15 protein-coding genes and 1 tRNA gene are annotated in these 16,757 nt (G+C 68.0%); 7 read left to right on the top strand and 9 right to left on the bottom strand.

Annotated elements, in window-relative coordinates; translation table 11 throughout:
- Positions 1-1,320 precede the first annotated feature (1,320 nt).
- The 4 genes from BZB76_RS35120 to BZB76_RS03100 all read right to left on the bottom strand — a co-directional run bounded on the left by BZB76_RS35120 (position 1,321) and on the right by BZB76_RS03100 (position 3,952).
- Positions 1,321-1,629, bottom strand: a complete 309-nt coding sequence (locus tag BZB76_RS35120) for a hypothetical protein (protein WP_211342799.1) — start codon at positions 1,627-1,629, stop codon at positions 1,321-1,323.
- Positions 1,630-2,305: 676 nt separating this feature from the next.
- Positions 2,306-2,379, bottom strand: a tRNA-Pro gene (locus tag BZB76_RS03110).
- A gap of 77 nt (positions 2,380-2,456) precedes the next feature.
- Positions 2,457-3,056: a class I SAM-dependent methyltransferase gene (locus tag BZB76_RS03105; RefSeq protein ID WP_121432755.1), complete on the bottom strand. Its 600-nt coding sequence runs from the start codon at positions 3,054-3,056 to the stop codon at positions 2,457-2,459.
- Positions 3,053-3,952, bottom strand: a complete 900-nt coding sequence (locus BZB76_RS03100) for a metallophosphoesterase (RefSeq protein WP_121432754.1) — start codon at positions 3,950-3,952, stop codon at positions 3,053-3,055. The genes BZB76_RS03105 and BZB76_RS03100 overlap by 4 nt, the downstream gene beginning before the upstream one ends.
- Positions 3,953-4,030: 78 nt before the next feature.
- Here BZB76_RS03100 and BZB76_RS03095 point away from each other — a divergent pair, with 78 nt between their 5' ends.
- The gene (locus BZB76_RS03095; protein WP_211342798.1) at positions 4,031-4,483 is read left to right on the top strand and encodes a GatB/YqeY domain-containing protein; all 453 of its coding nucleotides are present in this window, start codon (positions 4,031-4,033) and stop codon (positions 4,481-4,483) included.
- A 153-nt stretch (positions 4,484-4,636) separates the two neighbouring features.
- Here BZB76_RS03095 and BZB76_RS03090 read toward each other — a convergent pair whose 3' ends face one another.
- Positions 4,637-6,835 carry a penicillin-binding protein gene (locus BZB76_RS03090; RefSeq protein WP_170180493.1) on the bottom strand — a complete coding sequence of 733 codons (2,199 nt, stop codon included), beginning with the start codon at positions 6,833-6,835 and terminating at the stop codon, positions 4,637-4,639.
- Between the two features lie 437 nt (positions 6,836-7,272).
- On the opposite strand from BZB76_RS03090, the gene BZB76_RS03085 reads away from it, so the two are divergent.
- Together BZB76_RS03085 and BZB76_RS03080 are read left to right on the top strand one after the other, a co-directional pair.
- On the top strand, positions 7,273-7,584 hold the full coding sequence (locus BZB76_RS03085) for a WhiB family transcriptional regulator (RefSeq protein ID WP_117397528.1): 312 nt from the start codon (positions 7,273-7,275) through the stop codon (positions 7,582-7,584).
- Positions 7,585-8,683: 1,099 nt separating this feature from the next.
- Complete coding sequence (locus BZB76_RS03080; RefSeq protein WP_147449296.1) at positions 8,684-9,607, top strand: DUF418 domain-containing protein; 924 nt, start codon at positions 8,684-8,686, stop codon at positions 9,605-9,607.
- Here the strand turns inward: BZB76_RS03080 and bagB are convergent.
- Together bagB and bagA are read right to left on the bottom strand one after the other, a co-directional pair.
- On the bottom strand, positions 9,528-10,664 hold the full coding sequence (gene bagB / locus BZB76_RS03075) for an ATPase BagB (protein ID WP_121432750.1): 1,137 nt from the start codon (positions 10,662-10,664) through the stop codon (positions 9,528-9,530). The genes BZB76_RS03080 and bagB overlap by 80 nt on opposite strands.
- 42 nt (positions 10,665-10,706) lie before the next feature.
- The gene (gene bagA / locus BZB76_RS03070) at positions 10,707-11,702 is read right to left on the bottom strand and encodes an ATPase BagA (protein ID WP_121432749.1); all 996 of its coding nucleotides are present in this window, start codon (positions 11,700-11,702) and stop codon (positions 10,707-10,709) included.
- 222 nt (positions 11,703-11,924) lie between these two features.
- On the opposite strand from bagA, the gene BZB76_RS03065 reads away from it, so the two are divergent.
- The gene (locus tag BZB76_RS03065) at positions 11,925-12,971 is read left to right on the top strand and encodes a slipin family protein (RefSeq protein WP_121432748.1); all 1,047 of its coding nucleotides are present in this window, start codon (positions 11,925-11,927) and stop codon (positions 12,969-12,971) included.
- Positions 12,972-13,017: 46 nt separating this feature from the next.
- Here BZB76_RS03065 and BZB76_RS03060 read toward each other — a convergent pair whose 3' ends face one another.
- Positions 13,018-14,046 carry an MFS transporter gene (locus tag BZB76_RS03060; RefSeq protein ID WP_121433413.1) on the bottom strand — a complete coding sequence of 343 codons (1,029 nt, stop codon included), beginning with the start codon at positions 14,044-14,046 and terminating at the stop codon, positions 13,018-13,020.
- A gap of 225 nt (positions 14,047-14,271) precedes the next feature.
- On the opposite strand from BZB76_RS03060, the gene BZB76_RS03055 reads away from it, so the two are divergent.
- Complete coding sequence (locus tag BZB76_RS03055) at positions 14,272-15,294, top strand: LysR family transcriptional regulator (protein WP_211342797.1); 1,023 nt, start codon at positions 14,272-14,274, stop codon at positions 15,292-15,294.
- Here the strand turns inward: BZB76_RS03055 and BZB76_RS03050 are convergent.
- Positions 15,270-15,617 carry a peptidase inhibitor family I36 protein gene (locus BZB76_RS03050; RefSeq protein ID WP_170180491.1) on the bottom strand — a complete coding sequence of 116 codons (348 nt, stop codon included), beginning with the start codon at positions 15,615-15,617 and terminating at the stop codon, positions 15,270-15,272. The two genes, BZB76_RS03055 and BZB76_RS03050, sit on opposite strands and share 25 nt — an antisense overlap.
- A 280-nt stretch (positions 15,618-15,897) precedes the next feature.
- Here BZB76_RS03050 and BZB76_RS03045 point away from each other — a divergent pair, with 280 nt between their 5' ends.
- Together BZB76_RS03045 and BZB76_RS03040 are read left to right on the top strand one after the other, a co-directional pair.
- Complete coding sequence (locus tag BZB76_RS03045) at positions 15,898-16,056, top strand: Sp36 family protein (RefSeq protein WP_021591512.1); 159 nt, start codon at positions 15,898-15,900, stop codon at positions 16,054-16,056.
- 32 nt (positions 16,057-16,088) lie between these two features.
- A complete protein-coding gene (locus BZB76_RS03040) occupies positions 16,089-16,550 on the top strand; it encodes a RidA family protein (RefSeq protein WP_121432745.1) in 462 nt (153 codons plus the stop codon).
- Positions 16,551-16,757 lie beyond the last annotated feature (207 nt).

The raw sequence follows: 16,757 nt of genomic DNA, 5'->3' as shown, positions 1-16,757 counted from the left end.
TGCTGATGTGCCCTTCGGTGAACTTGACTCCCAGTATTCGGTCTCCCTTGATCGCCGATCCATCATTTCCTATCCAGGCAGCTGGCGCGACCTCACAGGCAGTCGAAGTAGCGGCGGAAATCCTGATGTAGGCCCCTCCAGTACAGGTGGGAAAAGTGGACTCGTGAAACCTCGACTGAAGAGGTGGGGGAAGGTCGAATCGTCCGACGCCTGGATGCCTTCTGAAGCTGGCGTCATGGTGTGGGTCGCCGTCAGCAGCATGTCAACTGCCTTCGGTGTGGGCCATTGGGGGCAGATTTTCGGGTGCAGATGGCACCTTGCAGGAGGAGGTTGCCTCGTTCGCCGTCCCAAGGCTCGCTTGTGACCTGGCGGCTAGGGGATACGTGCTCGGCCGCCTCGACGTCGGCTAAGCCGTAAAACGCCGGATGTCCAGAGAACAATTCGATCTTTCTGGAGCCCATGGGCCGCGCGAAGCTACACATTTCAATCTCAGATAGCTGATCCTGTTCCGGCTGGTTGATCGTATCCGCAACCTACTGCGACGGTAGTCGACTGGTGACTGAACATCAACACCAGGAGGTAATGGCTGTCCAAGAACGTGATGGCGTCAGGAGCCACATCCCCGTCGTGGTGGCCTGCCGAGTCTAGGAAACCCCGAGATGTTCGTGCGTGCGTTGTCGATGGAGGAAGGCCGGAAGCTTCAGGGGATCACGCACTAGACGTTAAAGCGGAACGTTGACCACAACCCTCTTACCTGCCAGAACGGCTGGCTGTCTCGGCAGCCGTCCCAGCACAGAACCGACACGGCTCTCGCGACTCAGCACTGTGCGGCTAGATCGTAGGGCCGCATGGCCGCTTGCATGACCTCGCGGCAGCGGTCCCTAGCGCCCGGCAGGAGGTGGCCAAAGATGTCCACTGTGGTCTTGATCGACCGGGGGGCCTAGTGCGGCAGCCGTAACTAGAGCGGGTCGCCACAACTGCTACAAGTGTCCTCGCCGTTGTCATACATGATGCCGCAGCAGTACATGGGACTGCCGCTGACCTCAAAGCAAGAGTTGCACAACTCGGACTCGTCGTGCCAGTCAGCCTCATTCTCGACGACCTCGTCGCATACTGTACAAACAAGCGTCACAGTGGGTCTCCAGCAATCGGGGAGGTGATCGGAGAGCAGTAACGACTGTCGTGTCGCTCGGAGTAGTCGGTCATGTTGGCTGTCGGCTTACCGCAAGTCGGACATGTCGGGTGTTCGCCCGAACAGGTGCGGCTGTTGTGCCCACCGAGTCCACACACCGTGCATGCCATAACAACATCCTAGGGGGGTCACGCAACCTTACTGGGGTAACTGGTCCGTGATCGGATTGGGGAGCTGGCGACGAAGCTGGTCTTCGGGGTGGCGTTCTGGTTGTGCCAGCGGCGGTTCAGAGACTTGAGGAAGGACAAGAACCCCCGCCATCGTTTCCGGCGGCGGATCCGGTAGTAAAGCTTCCCGGTCGCCAGGTCCAGGGCGCCGAACATGTGGCGGACGCCGTCCTTGCGATGGCAGGTCGCCCGCAGCCGCCGCGGGTTGCGGAGGGGCTGCCACGCCTTGTCGGTGCGCGGCATCGGGTTGAGAGGCCCGAACTCGTCCACGAGATCACCCGGCCGCCCTGAGGCGGGGTGTCGTAGAGTGCCAGGACGGTCCGCATCTTGGCGATGAATTCCGGATCGTTGCTGCTCTTCCAGGTGGTCGTCGTCTGCCACGACACCCCGCCGGCCTTCAGGATCCGGCCCAGGTGGGTTGGGCTGAGCGAGGGACCAGATCGATCTTCTCCAGATGAGAGGCCAGCTTGGACGAGCTCCAGGTTGAGAACGATGCGATGCCCCACTCGGCGGGGTCGTCAGGGCGATCGGGCAGTTGCGCTCGCGCACTCGCTCACCGATCCGTCTAGAACGGCCCCCGCTTCATTTTGGGTCCAATGCGTCGAAGCCCCCGCCCGTTGAACGCGTGCACCACCGACCGCACGACCCAAGAGAGCCTTACCCTCACCAAGGAGGCTTGGCCTGTGGCGGCGTGGCGGCCGCTTCGGGTTGGTCATGGCCTGGAGGTCGATGTGTCGAGCAGCTGTGAGTACGTCCGGACGGGTCACCTGGAGCGGGCGAACGGGCCGCGGATCTGAACATGGGGGCGGTGGAGCAAGTCCGCGCGGTGCTGGTCCGGGGCGGATGGTGTCCGTGGGTGGTGGCGGAGTTCGCGGACGGATGGCGGACAAAAGATCTTGAGGCCGGTCTCCGTGCGGAGAACCGGCCTCTGATCTGGCGTTATGTGTCGGGGTGGCGGGATTTGAACCCACGACCTCTTCGTCCCGAACGAAGCGCGCTGCCAAGCTGCGCTACACCCCGGTGGTGGCTGCCCGGGAGGCGTACGTTCTCCCGGCGCCTAGTACACCTTAGCGGATGGTTGGGGGTGCTCGCGTCCTCTATTTGCGGGCTGTGAAGCCGGTCATGGCGCCGGAGCGGGTGAGTTCGATGGACGTCAGGCCGGCGGCGGTCAGCCAGGTGTGGACGTCGTCGGCGGTGCCGGACGGGCCGAAGAGGCCGCGGCGCTGCATGTGGCGGATGACGCGGTCGCGGGAGGTGCCGCGGACGATGGTCGTGCCGCGGAGGGTGCCGCCCGGGCGGAGGACGCGGGCCATTTCGGCGATGGCGGCGGGTGGGTCGGTCAGGCAGTGGAGGCCGTTGTAGGTGACGCAGGCGTCGAAGGTGTCGGAGGGGAAGGGGAGGGCGTAGACGTCGGCCTGGAGGAGGGTGGACGTCTTGCGGCGGGCGCGGGTGAGCATCGTCCAGGAGAGGTCGACGCCCACGTGGCGGGGGTTGTCGCCGACGGCGAGGCCGCCGCCGCAGGGGATGTCGAGGGTGAGGGCGGACGGGTCCTGGGCGGCGATGTTCTGTCGTAAGTGCGTGATGTCGTAGTTCCAGAGGAGGCGGGCGCCCAGGCGGGAGAGGTAGGGGTTCTGGACGGCGTAGTCGTAGGCGGCGGCTTCGAAGCCGCCGACCTTCCAGCGTTCGCGCAGGTTCATCGGCGTGGGACGAGCGTGAGGAGGGATGCTTCGGGTGGGCAGCAGAAGCGCATGGGGGCCTTCGGGGACGTGCCGAGGCCTGCCGAGACGTGCAGCCAGGCGCCGCGGTGCCGGTGAAGGCCCTTGACGCGTGGACGGTCGATGCCGCAGTTGGTGGCGAGGGCGCCGTAGAAGGGGACGCGGACCTGGCCGCCGTGGGTGTGACCGGCGAGGAGGAGGTCGTAGCCGTCGGCGGTGAACCGGTCGAGGTTGCGGGGCTCGGGGGAGTGCATGACACCGAGGTGGACGTCGGCCTGCGGGTCGACCGGGCCGGCGATCTTGTCGTAGCGGTCGCGGTTGATGTGGGAGTCGTCGATGCCGCCGAACTCGATGTCCAGCTCGCCGACCTTGAGGCGGCCGATGCGGTTGTTGAGGTCGAGCCAGCCGGCGGTCTGGAGGGACGAGCCCAGCTCCCGGTAGGGGAGGTCGGGTTCCCTGCGGTGCCGGTCGTAGTCGGACTTGCTGGTCCGCCAGATGTAGCGGAGGGGGTTCTTGAAGATCGGCGAGTAGAGGTCGTTGGAGCCGTAGACGAACACGCCGGGACGTTCAAGGAGGGGGCCGAGCGCGTCCAGGAACGGGCCGACCGCGTCGCGGTGCGAGACGGAGTCGCCGGTGTTGACGACGAGGTCGGGTTCCAGGGCGTCCAGGGCACGGACCCAGTCGATCAGGCGGGTCCGGCCGGGCGTCAGGTGCGCGTCGGAGATGTGCAGGATCTTCACCGGCGGGCGGCCAGGCGCGAGTATCGGCACCTCGATGCGGCGGAGCCGGAACCAGTTCCGCTCGATCACCGAGGCGTACCCGAAGGTCGCGGCGCCCGCGCCGAGGAGCGCCAGCGGCACGGCGTAGAACTTTCGCACCCCTCCATGCTTCCAGAGAATTGCACGGCGCGGTAATCCTGATGGGGCTTGGGATGCGGGAGGGGCATGATGGTGTGCATGACCTTGAAGGAGAAGCTGGAGACCGATCTTTCGGCGGCGATGAAGGCGCGCGACGAGGTGCGGACCCGTACCTTGCGGATGGCGCTCACGGCCGTGAAGAACGAAGAGGTCGCCGGCAAGCAGCCGCGTGCCCTGTCCGACGAGGACGTCGTCAGGGTGCTGAACCGGGAGGCGAAGAAGCGGCGCGAGGCGGCGGCCGCGTTCGGGGACGCCGGGCGCGAGGAGCAGGCCCAGGCGGAGCGGGCCGAGGGCGAGGTGCTGGAGGGATACCTTCCCGCGCAGCTCGGGGATGAGGAGTTGACGGCGCTGGTGGCGGACGCGATCGCCGAGACGGGTGCGGCCGGGCCCCGCGCGATGGGGCAGGTCATGAAGGTCGTCAACCCGAAGGTCGCGGGACGTGCCGATGGCGGACGGGTCGCCGCCGAGGTGAAGCGCCAGCTCGCGCAGTAGGGCTCTGGGCCTGGCTCGTGTCAGTGTCTGAGGGGGCGGCGGGAAGTGGGCTGAGGGGACGACAACCGTCCTCCTGATGATCCCATCATTGACCGACCGCCCCCGGCCCAAGTCAACGCTTGCTGCATTTCGCTTTGGCGTGGGCCCTGGGCGTCAGTCGCCGTTGCCCGGGGGACGGTCGCCGCCGCGGTTCTCGCCGCTGCTCACGTAGAGGATGACGCTGGTCCCGGGCGGGGCCTCGCTGCCGGCGGCCGGTGAGGTGGAGACGATCGTCCCCTTGGGCTGGTCCGAGGGGACGGAGCCGGGGGCGACACGGGCCCTGAGGCCGGCGGCGTGGAGTTTGGCGGTGGCCTCCGCGATGGTTTTGCCCTTCACGTCCGGGATTCGGGCGGTGTCGCCGAAGTCGCGGGACGGGGTCCGGAACCCGGGGGCGGGCTTCCCAGAGAGGGCGCGCTGCATGCTCTGCTGCCAGATGCCGCCGGGGATGTCGGCGCCGTACACGCCGTGGACCTTGTACCGCCAGGGGCCGCGGTAGTCCCAGTAGGCGGTGGCCGCGGCCAGGTTCGGGGTGAAGCCGGCGAACACGGCGCAGGTGAACTCTTCGCAGGTGCCGGTCTTGCCCGCGGCGGGACGGCCGATCCCGCGGCCCGTGGCGGTTCCCTGGGTGAGGACGCCCTGGAGGATCGAGTTGACCTTGTCGGCGACGTCCTCGTCGAGGGCCTGGTGGCAGTCCTGCTTGGGCAGTTCGAGCTGCTTGCCCTCGGCGTCGACGACCTCCGTCACCGAGATCGGGGCGCAATACTTGCCGCGGGCCGCGAATCCGGCGTACGCGGCGGCGAGGTGGACCATGTCGATGTCGTTGACGCCGAGGACCTGGGACGGGAGCGGCAGCAGCGGGTTGCCGTTGCCCTGCTTCATGCCGAACTTCTCGGCCATCTTCACCGCGTTGCAGACGCCGACGCGCTTCTCCAGGTACGCGTAGAACGTGTTGACCGAGTGCCAGGTGCCGGTCTTGAGGTTGAAGTTGCCCTTCTCGCTGTCACCCGCGTTGGACAGCGTCCAGGTGCCTCCGCCGAGAATGCCGTTGTCGTACTTCTTGCCCTGGTACATCCCGGTGTACCGGCAGGACTGGAAGCCGCCGACGGTGGTGGTCTGCGGTGAGTTGATCGTCGTGCTGACCGGAATGCCCTGGTTGATGGCGGCGGCAAGCGTAAAGATCTTGAACGTGGAGCCCGCGGACACCCCGTTGCCTCCGCCGTGCGCGGCGTCGGCCGGGAGGTTGATGGTGGTCCGTCCCTTGCCGGGGCCGAACTGCTTGCTCAACCCGATCGCCCTGACCTTGCCGGTGCCGGGCTCGACCATCGCCTCGGCGGCGACGCGGTTACCGGCGGGCGGAACCGTGCTGCGCAGGGTCTTGTCGACGGCGCGCTGGCTCTGGGGGTCGAGGGTGGTGCGGATCGTGTAGCCGCCCCGGTTGAGCTTGTTGACGACGTTCTCCTGCTCCTTCGGGGTGAGCTTCCAGTACTTGCCGTCCGACAGGATGTTCAGCAGGTCGTACTTCACGTACTCGCAGAAGTAGGGCGCCTTGCTCGTCTCGCAGCCGCCGACCGGGTCGGTGGTGTTCAGCTCGATCGGCTTGGCGGCCTCCGCGGCGGCCTGCTGCTTCGTGATGTGGCCGAGTTCCGCCATCCGGTTGAGGACGATGTCGCGGCGGCTCCGGGCGTCCCTCGGGTTGCGGATCGGGTCGTAGGCCGTGGGGTTCTGCGTGATGCCCGCGAGCAGCGCGGACTGTCCGAGGGTGAGCTGGGACGCGGGGACGCTGAAGTACCGCTTGGCCGCGGCCTGGACCCCGTACGCGCCCGCGCCGAAGTACGAGATGTTGAGGTAGCCCTCAAGGATCTGGTCCTTGGTCAGCCGCTCCTCGATGTCGAGCGCGTAGCGGAGTTCGCGGACCTTTCGGCCGATGGTCGGCGCGGTGACCTCGCGGTACTCCTCCGGCGTCTTGGCGGCGTCGACCAGCAGGTTCTTGACGTACTGCTGGCTGAGTGTCGATCCGCCCTGCGTCTTCTCGGACTCGACGTTGGTCGCCAGCGCGCGGAGCGTGCCCTTCAGGTCGAGGGCGCCGTGCTCGTAGAACCGCGAGTCCTCGATGTCGATGATCGCCTGCCGCATGACGGGCGCGATCTGGTCGAGCCGGACGGATTCGCGGTACTTGTCGAAGAACGTGGCGAACGGCTTGCCCTCCGAGTCGTACACCACCGTCTTCTCGGACGGTGGTGTCGTCTTCAGTTGGCTGTCCATGTCCTCGAAGTTGTTCGCGGCGTCGCGTGCGGTCAGCCCGGCGCTACCCACGGCGGGTAGCGCGATGAAGGCGGCAAGGACGCCTGCGACGACCCCCGCCCCGAGAAGCCTGAGGACTGTGGATACCGCCTTCGCCCGATCCATATTCGCAACGCGCACGGGCACTAGGGTACGCGGGATGACCAGTGCATTTGGGACGTGCCCCCCGTCGTCGAACCTTCCGGGCCCCCGCTGACCATGAGCTTCGTCCCTTATGCCCTCCTCATGACAACCTGTGCAGTGTCTGGCGCGTCTACTACAGGTAACTAGTCCGTTCCGGCGATATGGCCCCGGTGGGCCATATCGAGAATGGGCCCATCGGGGACTGTCGAAACGTGCCTCGCTTCCGTAAGTTCTTCCCCACGGCTTTCGTTTGGCGGCCTGACGTCCGCGCCCGTCCGGCCAAGGAGCGCAAATCGACACACAGACCCTAGGGGAGTGGGGCCAAGATGTGGATCACGGATTGGACCGCCCGCGCCGCCTGCCGTAACGCGGATCCGGACGCCCTGTTCGTGCAGGGAGCAGCGCAGAACCGGGCCAAGATGATCTGCCGCGGCTGCCCGGTGCGCACGGAGTGTCTTGCCGACGCCCTCGACAACCGGATCGAGTTCGGCGTGTGGGGCGGGATGACCGAGCGGGAACGTCGCGCTCTGCTGCGTCGGCGGCCGGATGTACGGTCGTGGCGCGACCTTCTGGAGACCGCCAAGGAAGAGTACGAGCGGTCGGTCGACGTGGACGAACAGGAACTCGTCGCGAGCTGACCCGATCCGCCGAACGGCGGTCGTCCGATTTCACGGGCTTTGAGAGCGGCCCGTCCAGGCTGATGACCTACCCGGTCCACTCAGAAACGTGTCAGCGGGCTCGTATCCCACCGAGATGCGAGCCTGTAACCACGTTCCCGGTCGTGGACGGGCTTGTCTGGTCGTCACTCACCCTTCGCCACGCTGTGTGGTCCGTGGCCGTGTGCATGTCGGCTGCTTCCTTTCGGACGGCGTAAGCCGCGACGCCGGCGGCCGTCGCCGGACTGCCTGCCTCTGCACAGGCGCGACATCAAGAGGATGAGGACGCCTTCACCAACTCGAATGTGGCTAGATGCTCGTCCATGTCCGCCACCAAGGGTTGTGGGTGTCCTCGGTGTTCGCCAGGGGAGGTCGCCGCGACTGCGATGCGGTGGTGGCGCAGAGGGTGAAGGCCGCATCCTTGACCGTTCGGCTTGTGCGGTGTGACGTCGTTGCGCTGTGGGGGCGGCGGTAGCGCGGGTAAGGGCATCTTCCGCTAGCTCGATCGACTGTCGGCTGGTACTCGTCCGCGTACGCCATCGGGGCTGAGCGGTGCGTGGGGTTCGTTCGTTGTGATTTCGTTGCGGCCGTAGGGACGGTGAGGTGGTGGCGGAGCGGGTCGCGGTGTTGTCTTCAGTCTGGATGTTGCCTGGTACCTGGCTATGTCCATGAGGGGGTGTGTTGGGATTCGTTTGGTTGTGATGTCGTTGCGGTTGCAGGGATGGCGCGGCGGAGCGGGTGAGGGGGGCGTCGACCAGGTCGAGTGTCGGTCGTATTCGTCCAGGTTCGGTTCGGTTGTTGGGAGTGTGCCTGGTGGCGCTGTTGTGGGGGCGGCTGGTCGGTGCGGCGCGGTGTGAGGGGTTTTCCTGTGACGGGAAGGTGAGCTTGCCGATGGTCTGGGTGTGATGTGAGGTGTTGGGCGGTCGGGTGGGTGTGGTCTTGTGGGTTGGTGGTCGGGCTTCGGGAGGGGGTAGGGCCGGCCTTGCTCCGAGGTTCCGTGGTGCCTGTTGGACGGGCTGAGACGGCGCGGCTTGTCGAGGTCGATGTGCTTCGTGGGTTCGCTCTATTTGGCATCTCGGTCGTGAACGCCGTCGGGCTCAGTGGAGCGTCCTCTGAGGGTGCGGGGAACTGGGTTTACGAAGCCCTGTTGCATCAGCGGTTCTTTCCTGTCTTTTCGTTCCTGTTCGGGGTCAGCTTCGGGTTGTTCCTGGACGCGGTACAGGAGAGGGCACAGAATCCGCGGCTGGTCATGTTGGCTCGGCTCGGGTTTCTCGTGCCCTTTGGTGCGGTGCATCGGGTGTTGCAGCCGGACGAGGTGTTGTTGACCTACGCGGTTGTCGGCATCGTCGTCCTGCTGCCCGCGTCGTTTCTGTCGCGACGGGTCGTCCTGATGATCGGAGTCGTTGCCGAGGTGGTCGCGGTGCTGGTCACGGGGGGTGGCAGCGTGTTGATCCCTGGGCTGTTCCTGCTGGGTTACGCTGCCCAGCGTTACGGAATTGAGAGATTGTTGAGTCTCTCTGGGTGTGGGTTCGGCCTGGGGGTCGGGGGTGTTTCCCTGGGGGCCATCGCCTTGAATGGCTGGCAGGTTGAGGGTGGTTCGGGTTTCGGGGGGCGGCTGGCGGGGTTGGTGACTGCGGCCGCTTATGTCGGTGTGATTTTGGTGTTGTTGCGTTCGCGTGCTCGGGGCGTCTTGCTGAGACTTGCGCCGGCCGGTCGGATGGCGTTGACCAACTATCTGGGTGCCACATTGATGGTCGTGGCAGCCGGTCAATTCGTGAGGCTCGGGACGGCGCGTGAGGCCATGGCCCTCGGGGCGTGCGTGTTCGTGGTCGAGGCGGTCTTCAGCGCATTGTGGCTGCGCCACGCGCGGTACGGGCCTGCGGAGTGGGTGTGGCGTTGTCTCACCTGGTGGCGGGTCGTGCCGATCAGGCGGCGAGGTCCTCGCCCACCCGGCGTAGGCCGTCCAGGTCGTGGACGTCCTCCGCCTGCGCCGCGACCGCCGTGACCGGGACGTTCGGATGCGCCGACGCGAAGTGGTCCCGGAGTCGTTCCTCGCGGGCGGACAGCTGCAGCCGGTCGGTGTGGAGGCGCAGCAACGCCGCGGTCAGCGTGTGCTCGCCGCGTTCCTCCAGGGTTTCGGCGGCGGCCTGGCTGCGGGCGGCGGAGAGCGTGTCGGCGGCGGACTCGTGGACGCGGTTGATCACAAGTCCGGCGAGCGGCATGCGCTCCTCCGCGAGACGTTCCACGAAATAGGAGGCTTCGCGGAGCGCGTCCGGTTCCGGTGCGGCGACGACGAGGAACGCGGTGCCGGGGGTCTGCAGGAGCCGGAACGTCTTCTCGGCGCGCTCCCGGAAACCGCCGAACATCGTGTCGAACGCGGCGACGAACGTCTGGACGTCCCGGAGGAGCTGGACGCCGATGACCTTGTTGAGGACGCCCGTGACCATGCCGAAACCGGCGCTGATCACCTTGACGCCGAACCGTCCACCGGTCTTGGCGGGGGTGGCGAGGATCCGCATGAAGCGGCCGTCGAGGAAACGACCCATCCGCTCGGGGGCGTCCAGGAAGTCGAGCGCGTTCCGGGACGGTGGAGTGTCCACGATGATCAGGTCCCACGCGCCGGAGCGGTGCAGTTGGCCGAGCTTCTCCATCGCCATGTACTCCTGCGTCCCGGACAGGCTGGACGACAGCGACTGGTAGAAGGGGTTGGCGAGGATCTGCTTGGCCCGGTCGGGGTCGGCGTGCGCCTCGACGATCTCGTCGAAGGTGCGCTTCATGTCGAGCATCATGGCGTGCAGCTCGCCGTCGCCCTCGATCTCGATCTTGCGCGGGTTGTTGTCGAGTTCGGACAGTCCCATCGACTGGGCGAGCCGCCGGGCCGGGTCGACGGTGAGGACGACCACGTCCCGACCCCGTTCGGCGGCGCGGACGCCGAGGGCCGCGGCCGTCGTCGTCTTGCCGACACCGCCTGAGCCGCAACACACGATGATCTTCGTGCGCGGGTCGTCGAGGAGCGCGTTCACATCGAGGGCGGGTGGGGTCTTGCCGCCGGTCGAGCTCATCGGTTCACCTCCGTCCGACCTCGGGGTCGTCGTTGTGCTCGGTCATGCGGCGCCCTGGGCGCGGAGGGCGGCGGCCAGGTCGTACAGGCCCGCGAGGTCCATGCCGTCCGACAGGAGCGGGAGGGTGTAGCGGGGACGGTCGATCGACTCGAGGCGCTCCTTCTCGCGCCGCTGGAGTGCGGTGCGGCGGGCGTGGTCGGCGGCCTCGGCGGCGAGCACCGCGGCGATCGACTCGGCGTCGTGTTCCAGACCGGCCGCCTTCACGCCCCGGATGATCTCGTCCATGTCGAGGTCGCCGGACGCGGCGGCGGCGAGGGTGTCCTCGGGGAGGACGGGCGGGTGCTCCATGTTGACGACGACGCCGCCGATGGGCAGGCCCACCTCGGTGAGGTCGCGGATGCCGTCCATCGTCTCCTGGACGGGCATCTCCTCAAGCACCGTGACGAAATGCACGGCCGTTTCGGGGCTGCGCAGAACCTTCATCACGGTGTCGGCGTGGTTGCGCACGGGCCCGACCTTGGCGAGCCCGGAGATCTCGTCGTTGACGTTCAGGAACTTGGTGATGCGGCCCGTGGGCGGCGCGTCCATGACGACGGCGTCGTAGATGAACGAGCCGTCCTTCTTCTTGCGCCGGACGGACTCGCTCGTCTTGCCGGTGAGGATCACGTCCCGCAGGCCGGGCGCGATGGTGGTGACGAAGTCGACGACGCCGAGCCGGGTCATCGCCTTCCCGGCGTGCTTGAGGTTGTAGAACATCTCGAGGTACTCGAGGAGCGCCTCTTCGGTGTCGATGGCGAGCGCGTAGACGTCGCCGCCGTCCGGTGCGATCGCGACGCGCCGTTCCCCGTACGGCAGGGGCGGGCAGTCGAACAGCTGGGCGATGCCCTGGCGTCCCTCGACCTCGACGAGCAGGACCTTGCGGCCACCGGCGGCCAGCGCGAGGGCGAGCGCGGCCGCGACGGTGGTCTTCCCGGTTCCGCCTTTCCCGGTGACCACGTGGAGGCGTACGCCGTCCCAGTCGGTGTCTCTCGCGCTCACTCGATCGACCATATCGTTCACTCGACAAACACTTGAGGGTGCGCCCGTCCCGCTGCAGTGATCCCTGACACGGTTCCGGCCACGATCGTTGGCTCGGGCACTGTCAATCGGCGTGCCCGCGCGGTTAGCTGGGAAACGTGAACCGTCCTCCGGGTGGTTCCGAGCTGTCGGGGCCTGGGCGCTCCCCGTGGTCCCGCCGATCACGAGAGAGAGGTGCCCGTGATGGCCGCGGTGGCCCTTGTCGTCTTGCTGATCGTCCTCGTCGGCGGGCTGGTCCTTCTGACGTCTTCGATCCGCGTCGTCCAGCAGTATGAGCACGGCATCGTGTTCAGGTTCGGCCAGGTGCAGCGGGGCGGGCAGCTGCGTCCTGGTGCGGTCCGCGAGCCCGGTATCACGGCGATCGTGCCGATCATCGAAAGGATGCAGAAGGTCAGCAGACAGACGGTCACGATGGGCGTTCCGGGCCAGGACGGCATCACCCAGGACAACGTGAGCGTCCGCGTGGACGCCGTTGTGTACTTCCGGGTGATCGATCCGGTGAAGGCGATCGTGAACGTCCAGAACTACGGTTACGCGGTCTCCCAGGTGGCGCAGACATCGCTGCGGTCGGTCATCGGCCAGGCCGACATGCAGGAGCTCCTCGGCGAACGCGCGAAGATCAACACGCGGCTTCGGGCGATCATCGACGAGATCACCGAGGGGCCGTGGGGCATCCGGATCGAGATGGTCGAGATCAAGGACGTCTCGCTGCCGGAGGGCATGAAGCGGTCGATGGCCCGGCAGGCCGAGGCGGAGCGGGAGCGGCGTGCCCGCATCATCACCGCGGACGGCGAGTTCCAGGCGTCCAAGCGGCTCGCCGCCGCCGCGGAGATCATGTCGCAGGACCCGGCGGCCCTGCAGCTCCGGCTGCTGCAGACGGTCGTCGAGGTCTCCGCCGAGAAGAACAGCACGCTGGTCATGCCGCTGCCGGTGGAGGTGCTGCGATTCTTCGACCGTGTCACGAGCGGCACCGGTGGAGGCGAGGCGGCGGGCAAGCGGGGCGGACCGGGTCTCGGGGAACGGCTCGCCAAGGCGGAGGAGGAGCTGGCGAAGGCGGCGGAGGCCTCCTCGGCGCTGGAGTCCCCCGACGACGTCCCGCCGGTCATCGGCCTGGACGAGCCGAAGCAGCGTGACGAGGCACCGGCCGTGCGGGATGGGTCGTCCCACGATCGGCCCGGAATCACGAGCGGTGACCCCCAGCCCGGCGACCCGCCGACCGCCGCTCCCTGATGCGGTGACCGGGGACCTTGCCCGACGGTTGGCAAGGCCCCCGCTGTTACTGGGCGGGCTCGGTGCCAGGGGTCTTGAGGGGCGCCGGGGGCTCTGGCGTGGGCATGGTCAGTTGGCGGACGCTCGGCACCGGCGCCGTGCCCAGGCAGGACGCGGCGACCAGAACCGCGGAAGCCGTCAGCGGCACGGCCGTTCCCCACGCCGACGCCGCCAACGGCGCGAGCGCGTAGCCGAGCGGCGCCGCCGCGAGGGAGAGCAGCCAGTCGTAGGACGTCACCCGGGCCAGCGCGTGCTGCGGAATGGTCAACTGGCCGACCGTCTGCCAGGTCGGGTTGAGGACGCCCAGCCCGGCGAGCGCCACCCCGTACGAGCCGATGACCAGTGGCGCGGGCGCGGGGACGGCCAGCAGGGCGAGCGGCAGAGCGAAGATCGCGAGGCCGAGGTTCGCGACGAGGACCGGGCGGCGCAGGTGGATGCGGGACGCCGGCAGCGACCCGGCGACGAGCCCGACGGCGCCGACCTGGACGGTCGCGATCCATGTCTCCTCGCCGCCGAGATGGTCGATCGCGATGGCCGGTCCGAGGGTGAGGAGGACGGCGGACGCGCCGTTCCAGACGCCGTGCGCGATCAGGCTCGTCCAGTACCAGTCGCGCGTCCGGACCTGCGCCCAACCTTCGGCCATGTCGCGTTCGAGTCGCTGGAACGCGCCGGATCGGCCGTCCGGGAGGTCCGGCTGCGGCACGTGCCGGACGCGCGTCGCCGCGAGCAGGGCGCCGCTGGCGGCGAACGTGGCGGCGTCGAGGACGAACGTCCAGCCGGGGCCGATGGTGAGCACGAACGTCCCGGCGAGGGCGGGACCGGCGAGCCGGGTGGCGCCGGTGGCGGCGCCGAGGAGGGAGTTGGCCTTCTGTAACCCGGACGGCTCCACGGTCCCGGCGACCAGCGGCGAGATCGTCGGGGTCTGGAACGCCGAGGCGGTGCCGCCGATCGCCTGGCGCCCGGCGCGCGGGCCTGGCCACGCTCCCGGGTGCTTCTGAAGATTCTCGCTGCCTCCCAGGCCGGACTGGACTAGCATGCCCGCGCCTTGCCGGCCCGGGGCGTCCGCGTCCTGACCCTCGGTCAGCCGCCCGCGCACGTTGTCACCGTCCTTCGGAGCGTTGACGTCTGGGTGTATGTCCGGGTGGTGCCCTCCAGAATGCGGGAGGCGAAGGGGAAGATCAGGGTTGGCGGAAGCCCGCCCGGTCGCCGGGGTGTTGCGGCGGGGCGTGAGGGACGGCCACCGGAGGTCATGGTGGAAGACGTGGCGACGCCGACCGCGGCGCAGTTGCAGGCGTTCCTGATGCTGGCGGAGGAATTGCATTTCGGACGGGCGGCGGTGCGGTTGTTCATGACGCAGCCGGCGTTAAGTCGGCAGATCAGAGCGTTGGAGCGGCGGCTCGGGGTGGCCGTGGTCGAGCGGACCAGCCGGTCGGTCGCCCTCACACCGGCGGGGCAGGCGTTGCTGGTCGAGGCGCGCACGGTGGTCGACGGCCTGTCGCGGTTGTGTCGCGTGGCGCGGGAGCACGCGCGTGCGGTGAGCGGTCACGTCGTCATCGGCACGATCGGTGCCGAGGGGGCGATGCCGCACGTCCACGCGGTCCTGGCCGAACTCAGGCGGCGCAGCCCGGACTTGCACGTGGAACTGCGACTGCTGAACCTGATCGAGCACTACCGCTCCCTGGAGCGGGCCGAGGTCGACCTGGCGTTCTGCCGCCCCCCGGCGCCCGACGGCATCCGCACCCTCCAACTTGCGACCGAACCCCGGGTGGTGTGCGTGCCGACCGGGGACCCGCTGGCCGAACGGAACGCCGTCACACTGGCGGATCTCGCCGGGCGCGCCGTCGTGTCGGCCCCCGACGCCTGCCCCGAGGTGTGGCGGGACTTCTGGGCGGTCGATCCACGGCCGGACGGGTCACCGGTGGTGTACGGGCCGGTCGCCCAAGACGTGGAGTCGATCCTGGCGACGGTCGCGCAGGGGCAGGGGATCGCGTTCATGCCGGAGGCGGCGCGCCGGTTCTTCCCCCGACCAGGTGTCGCGTACGTCGATGTCGTTGGTCTGTCGCCGTGCACGTCGGCGCTGGCGTGGTCGGCGTCGCGAGGGAACGAACCGCATGTCCTGGCCGTCCGGCAGGCGGCGTACCGACCGCTTGCCGCGGCGGACCCGGGCCCCGCCGCGCGGGGTGGGCGCGACCGCCGGGACCATCGGCGGTCGAGCCCGGGTCCGGTAAAGCGGTCACCCCGAGGGGATGACGGTGACCGTTATCGGCATCGCCAAACGATGTAGCTTTCCGCCCGGTCGTTGAAGCCGGGGAGGGTGCTGTGCACTTCGTCGTAGCCGATCGTGTAGGTGGCCCCGCTCCAGTCGTCGTTGTCATAGAGCCGGACGCAGAAGTCGAACGAGTTGTTCATCGCCGAAGAGATCTCGTTGTCGCCGTTCCACCAGTCGATCTGGTATCTCCCCGGAACCGCCGTATGGCTGACGTACCGGTCGCCGCGGTAGAGGGCGTCCTCGAACATGCAGATTTCGTTCCATCCACACCACTCTCCCGCCGAAGCCGGTGCGGATAGCCCGACGACGCCGAGCGGCACCATGGCGACCAGTGCCATGGCGGCCTTCAATACTCTCATTGCCTCTCCTTTACCCCGTTTTCCGGCAATGGCCGTGCAGAATTCGGCGCGTCGCCGGATTTGTCGCTTCGATTCTGCGCAGCGGATATGTGAAGATCAACAAAACGGCGATGCTGTCTCGAGCCGCATCGATAGCGGTCCGTGCATCGCTGCGGTCGACGGACGCGCGGTGGCCGGGAACCGGTCGGGTCCGCGCCTGTCGGGGCGTACGGGCGGGTTCCAGGGGGACGTGGCTGGGGCGATCGCTAAGGTGAGGCGCATGAAGAAGTGGGAGTACGCGACCGTTCCGTTGCTGGTGCACGCGACCAAGCAGATTCTTGACAACTGGGGACAGGACGGGTGGGAGCTCGTGACCGTCCTGCCGGGGCCGAATCCTGAGAATCTCGTGGCTTACTTCAAGCGCGAAGTGCAGTCCTGACCGATCGAGCAGCGCTTTCACGAGGAGTGGTCATGAGCACGCCCGAAGAGCGAATCCGCGAACTGGGGCTCGAGTTGCCGGAGGCCGTTCCGCCGGTCGCGTCGTACGTCCCGACGGCGCGGACGGGGTCGCTCGTCTACACGTCCGGGCAGGTCCCGATGGTCAAGGGTGAGCTGGCGGTCACCGGGAAGGTGGGCGCCGAGGTCGACGCCGAGGAGGCCGCCCGGCAGGCGCGCATCTGCGCCCTGAACGCGATCGCGGCGCTCAAGGCCGAGGTCGGCGAGCTGTCCCGGATCGCGCGGATCGTCAAGGTCGTCGGCTTCGTCGCCAGCGCGCCGGACTTCCACGGACAGCCCCAGGTGATCAACGGGGCGAGCGATCTGCTGGTCGAGGTGTTCGGAGACGCGGGCAGGCACGCCCGCAGCGCCGTCGGCGTCGCCGTCCTGCCGCTCAACGCCCCCGTCGAGGTAGAGCTGATCGCCGAGATCGCCTGACCCCAGCGGCCCGACGCCGGGGCGTCCCAAATGCCGGGCCAGCACGCTCGACCGGAACACTCGGAGGGGACGCCGGGCCGAGGCGCTAGGCACGACGCCAGGGCGTTCCAGACGCCGGGCTAGGGATGCTCGGCGGAACGCTTGGCGGGAACGCCGGGCTGGCATGCCGGGCCGAGATGCAGGGCGTTCAGAACGCCGAGCCAGGGA

Origin of the sequence: Actinomadura pelletieri DSM 43383, from assembly GCF_003634705.1 — a bacterium.
Classification (GTDB): Bacteria; Actinomycetota; Actinomycetes; order Streptosporangiales; family Streptosporangiaceae; genus Spirillospora; species Spirillospora pelletieri.
The sequence above is the reverse complement of the archived record's forward strand: the minus strand, read 5'-3'. Positions and strand labels throughout refer to the sequence as shown.

Excerpts from the sequence above, each read along its gene's own strand:
- BZB76_RS03105 (WP_121432755.1), bottom strand. The coding sequence starts at position 3,056 with ATGAACCTGCGCGAACGCTGGAAGGTCGGCGGCTTCGAAGCCGCCGCC.
- BZB76_RS03095 (WP_211342798.1), top strand. The coding sequence starts at position 4,031 with ATGACCTTGAAGGAGAAGCTGGAGACCGATCTTTCGGCGGCGATGAAG.
- BZB76_RS03085 (WP_117397528.1), top strand. The coding sequence starts at position 7,273 with ATGTGGATCACGGATTGGACCGCCCGCGCCGCCTGCCGTAACGCGGAT.
- bagB (WP_121432750.1), bottom strand. The coding sequence starts at position 10,664 with ATGAGCTCGACCGGCGGCAAGACCCCACCCGCCCTCGATGTGAACGCG.
- BZB76_RS03065 (WP_121432748.1), top strand. The coding sequence starts at position 11,925 with ATGGCCGCGGTGGCCCTTGTCGTCTTGCTGATCGTCCTCGTCGGCGGG.
- BZB76_RS03060 (WP_121433413.1), bottom strand. The coding sequence starts at position 14,046 with ATGCTAGTCCAGTCCGGCCTGGGAGGCAGCGAGAATCTTCAGAAGCAC.
- BZB76_RS03050 (WP_170180491.1), bottom strand. The coding sequence starts at position 15,617 with ATGGCACTGGTCGCCATGGTGCCGCTCGGCGTCGTCGGGCTATCCGCA.
- BZB76_RS03045 (WP_021591512.1), top strand. The coding sequence starts at position 15,898 with ATGAAGAAGTGGGAGTACGCGACCGTTCCGTTGCTGGTGCACGCGACC.
- BZB76_RS03040 (WP_121432745.1), top strand. The coding sequence starts at position 16,089 with ATGAGCACGCCCGAAGAGCGAATCCGCGAACTGGGGCTCGAGTTGCCG.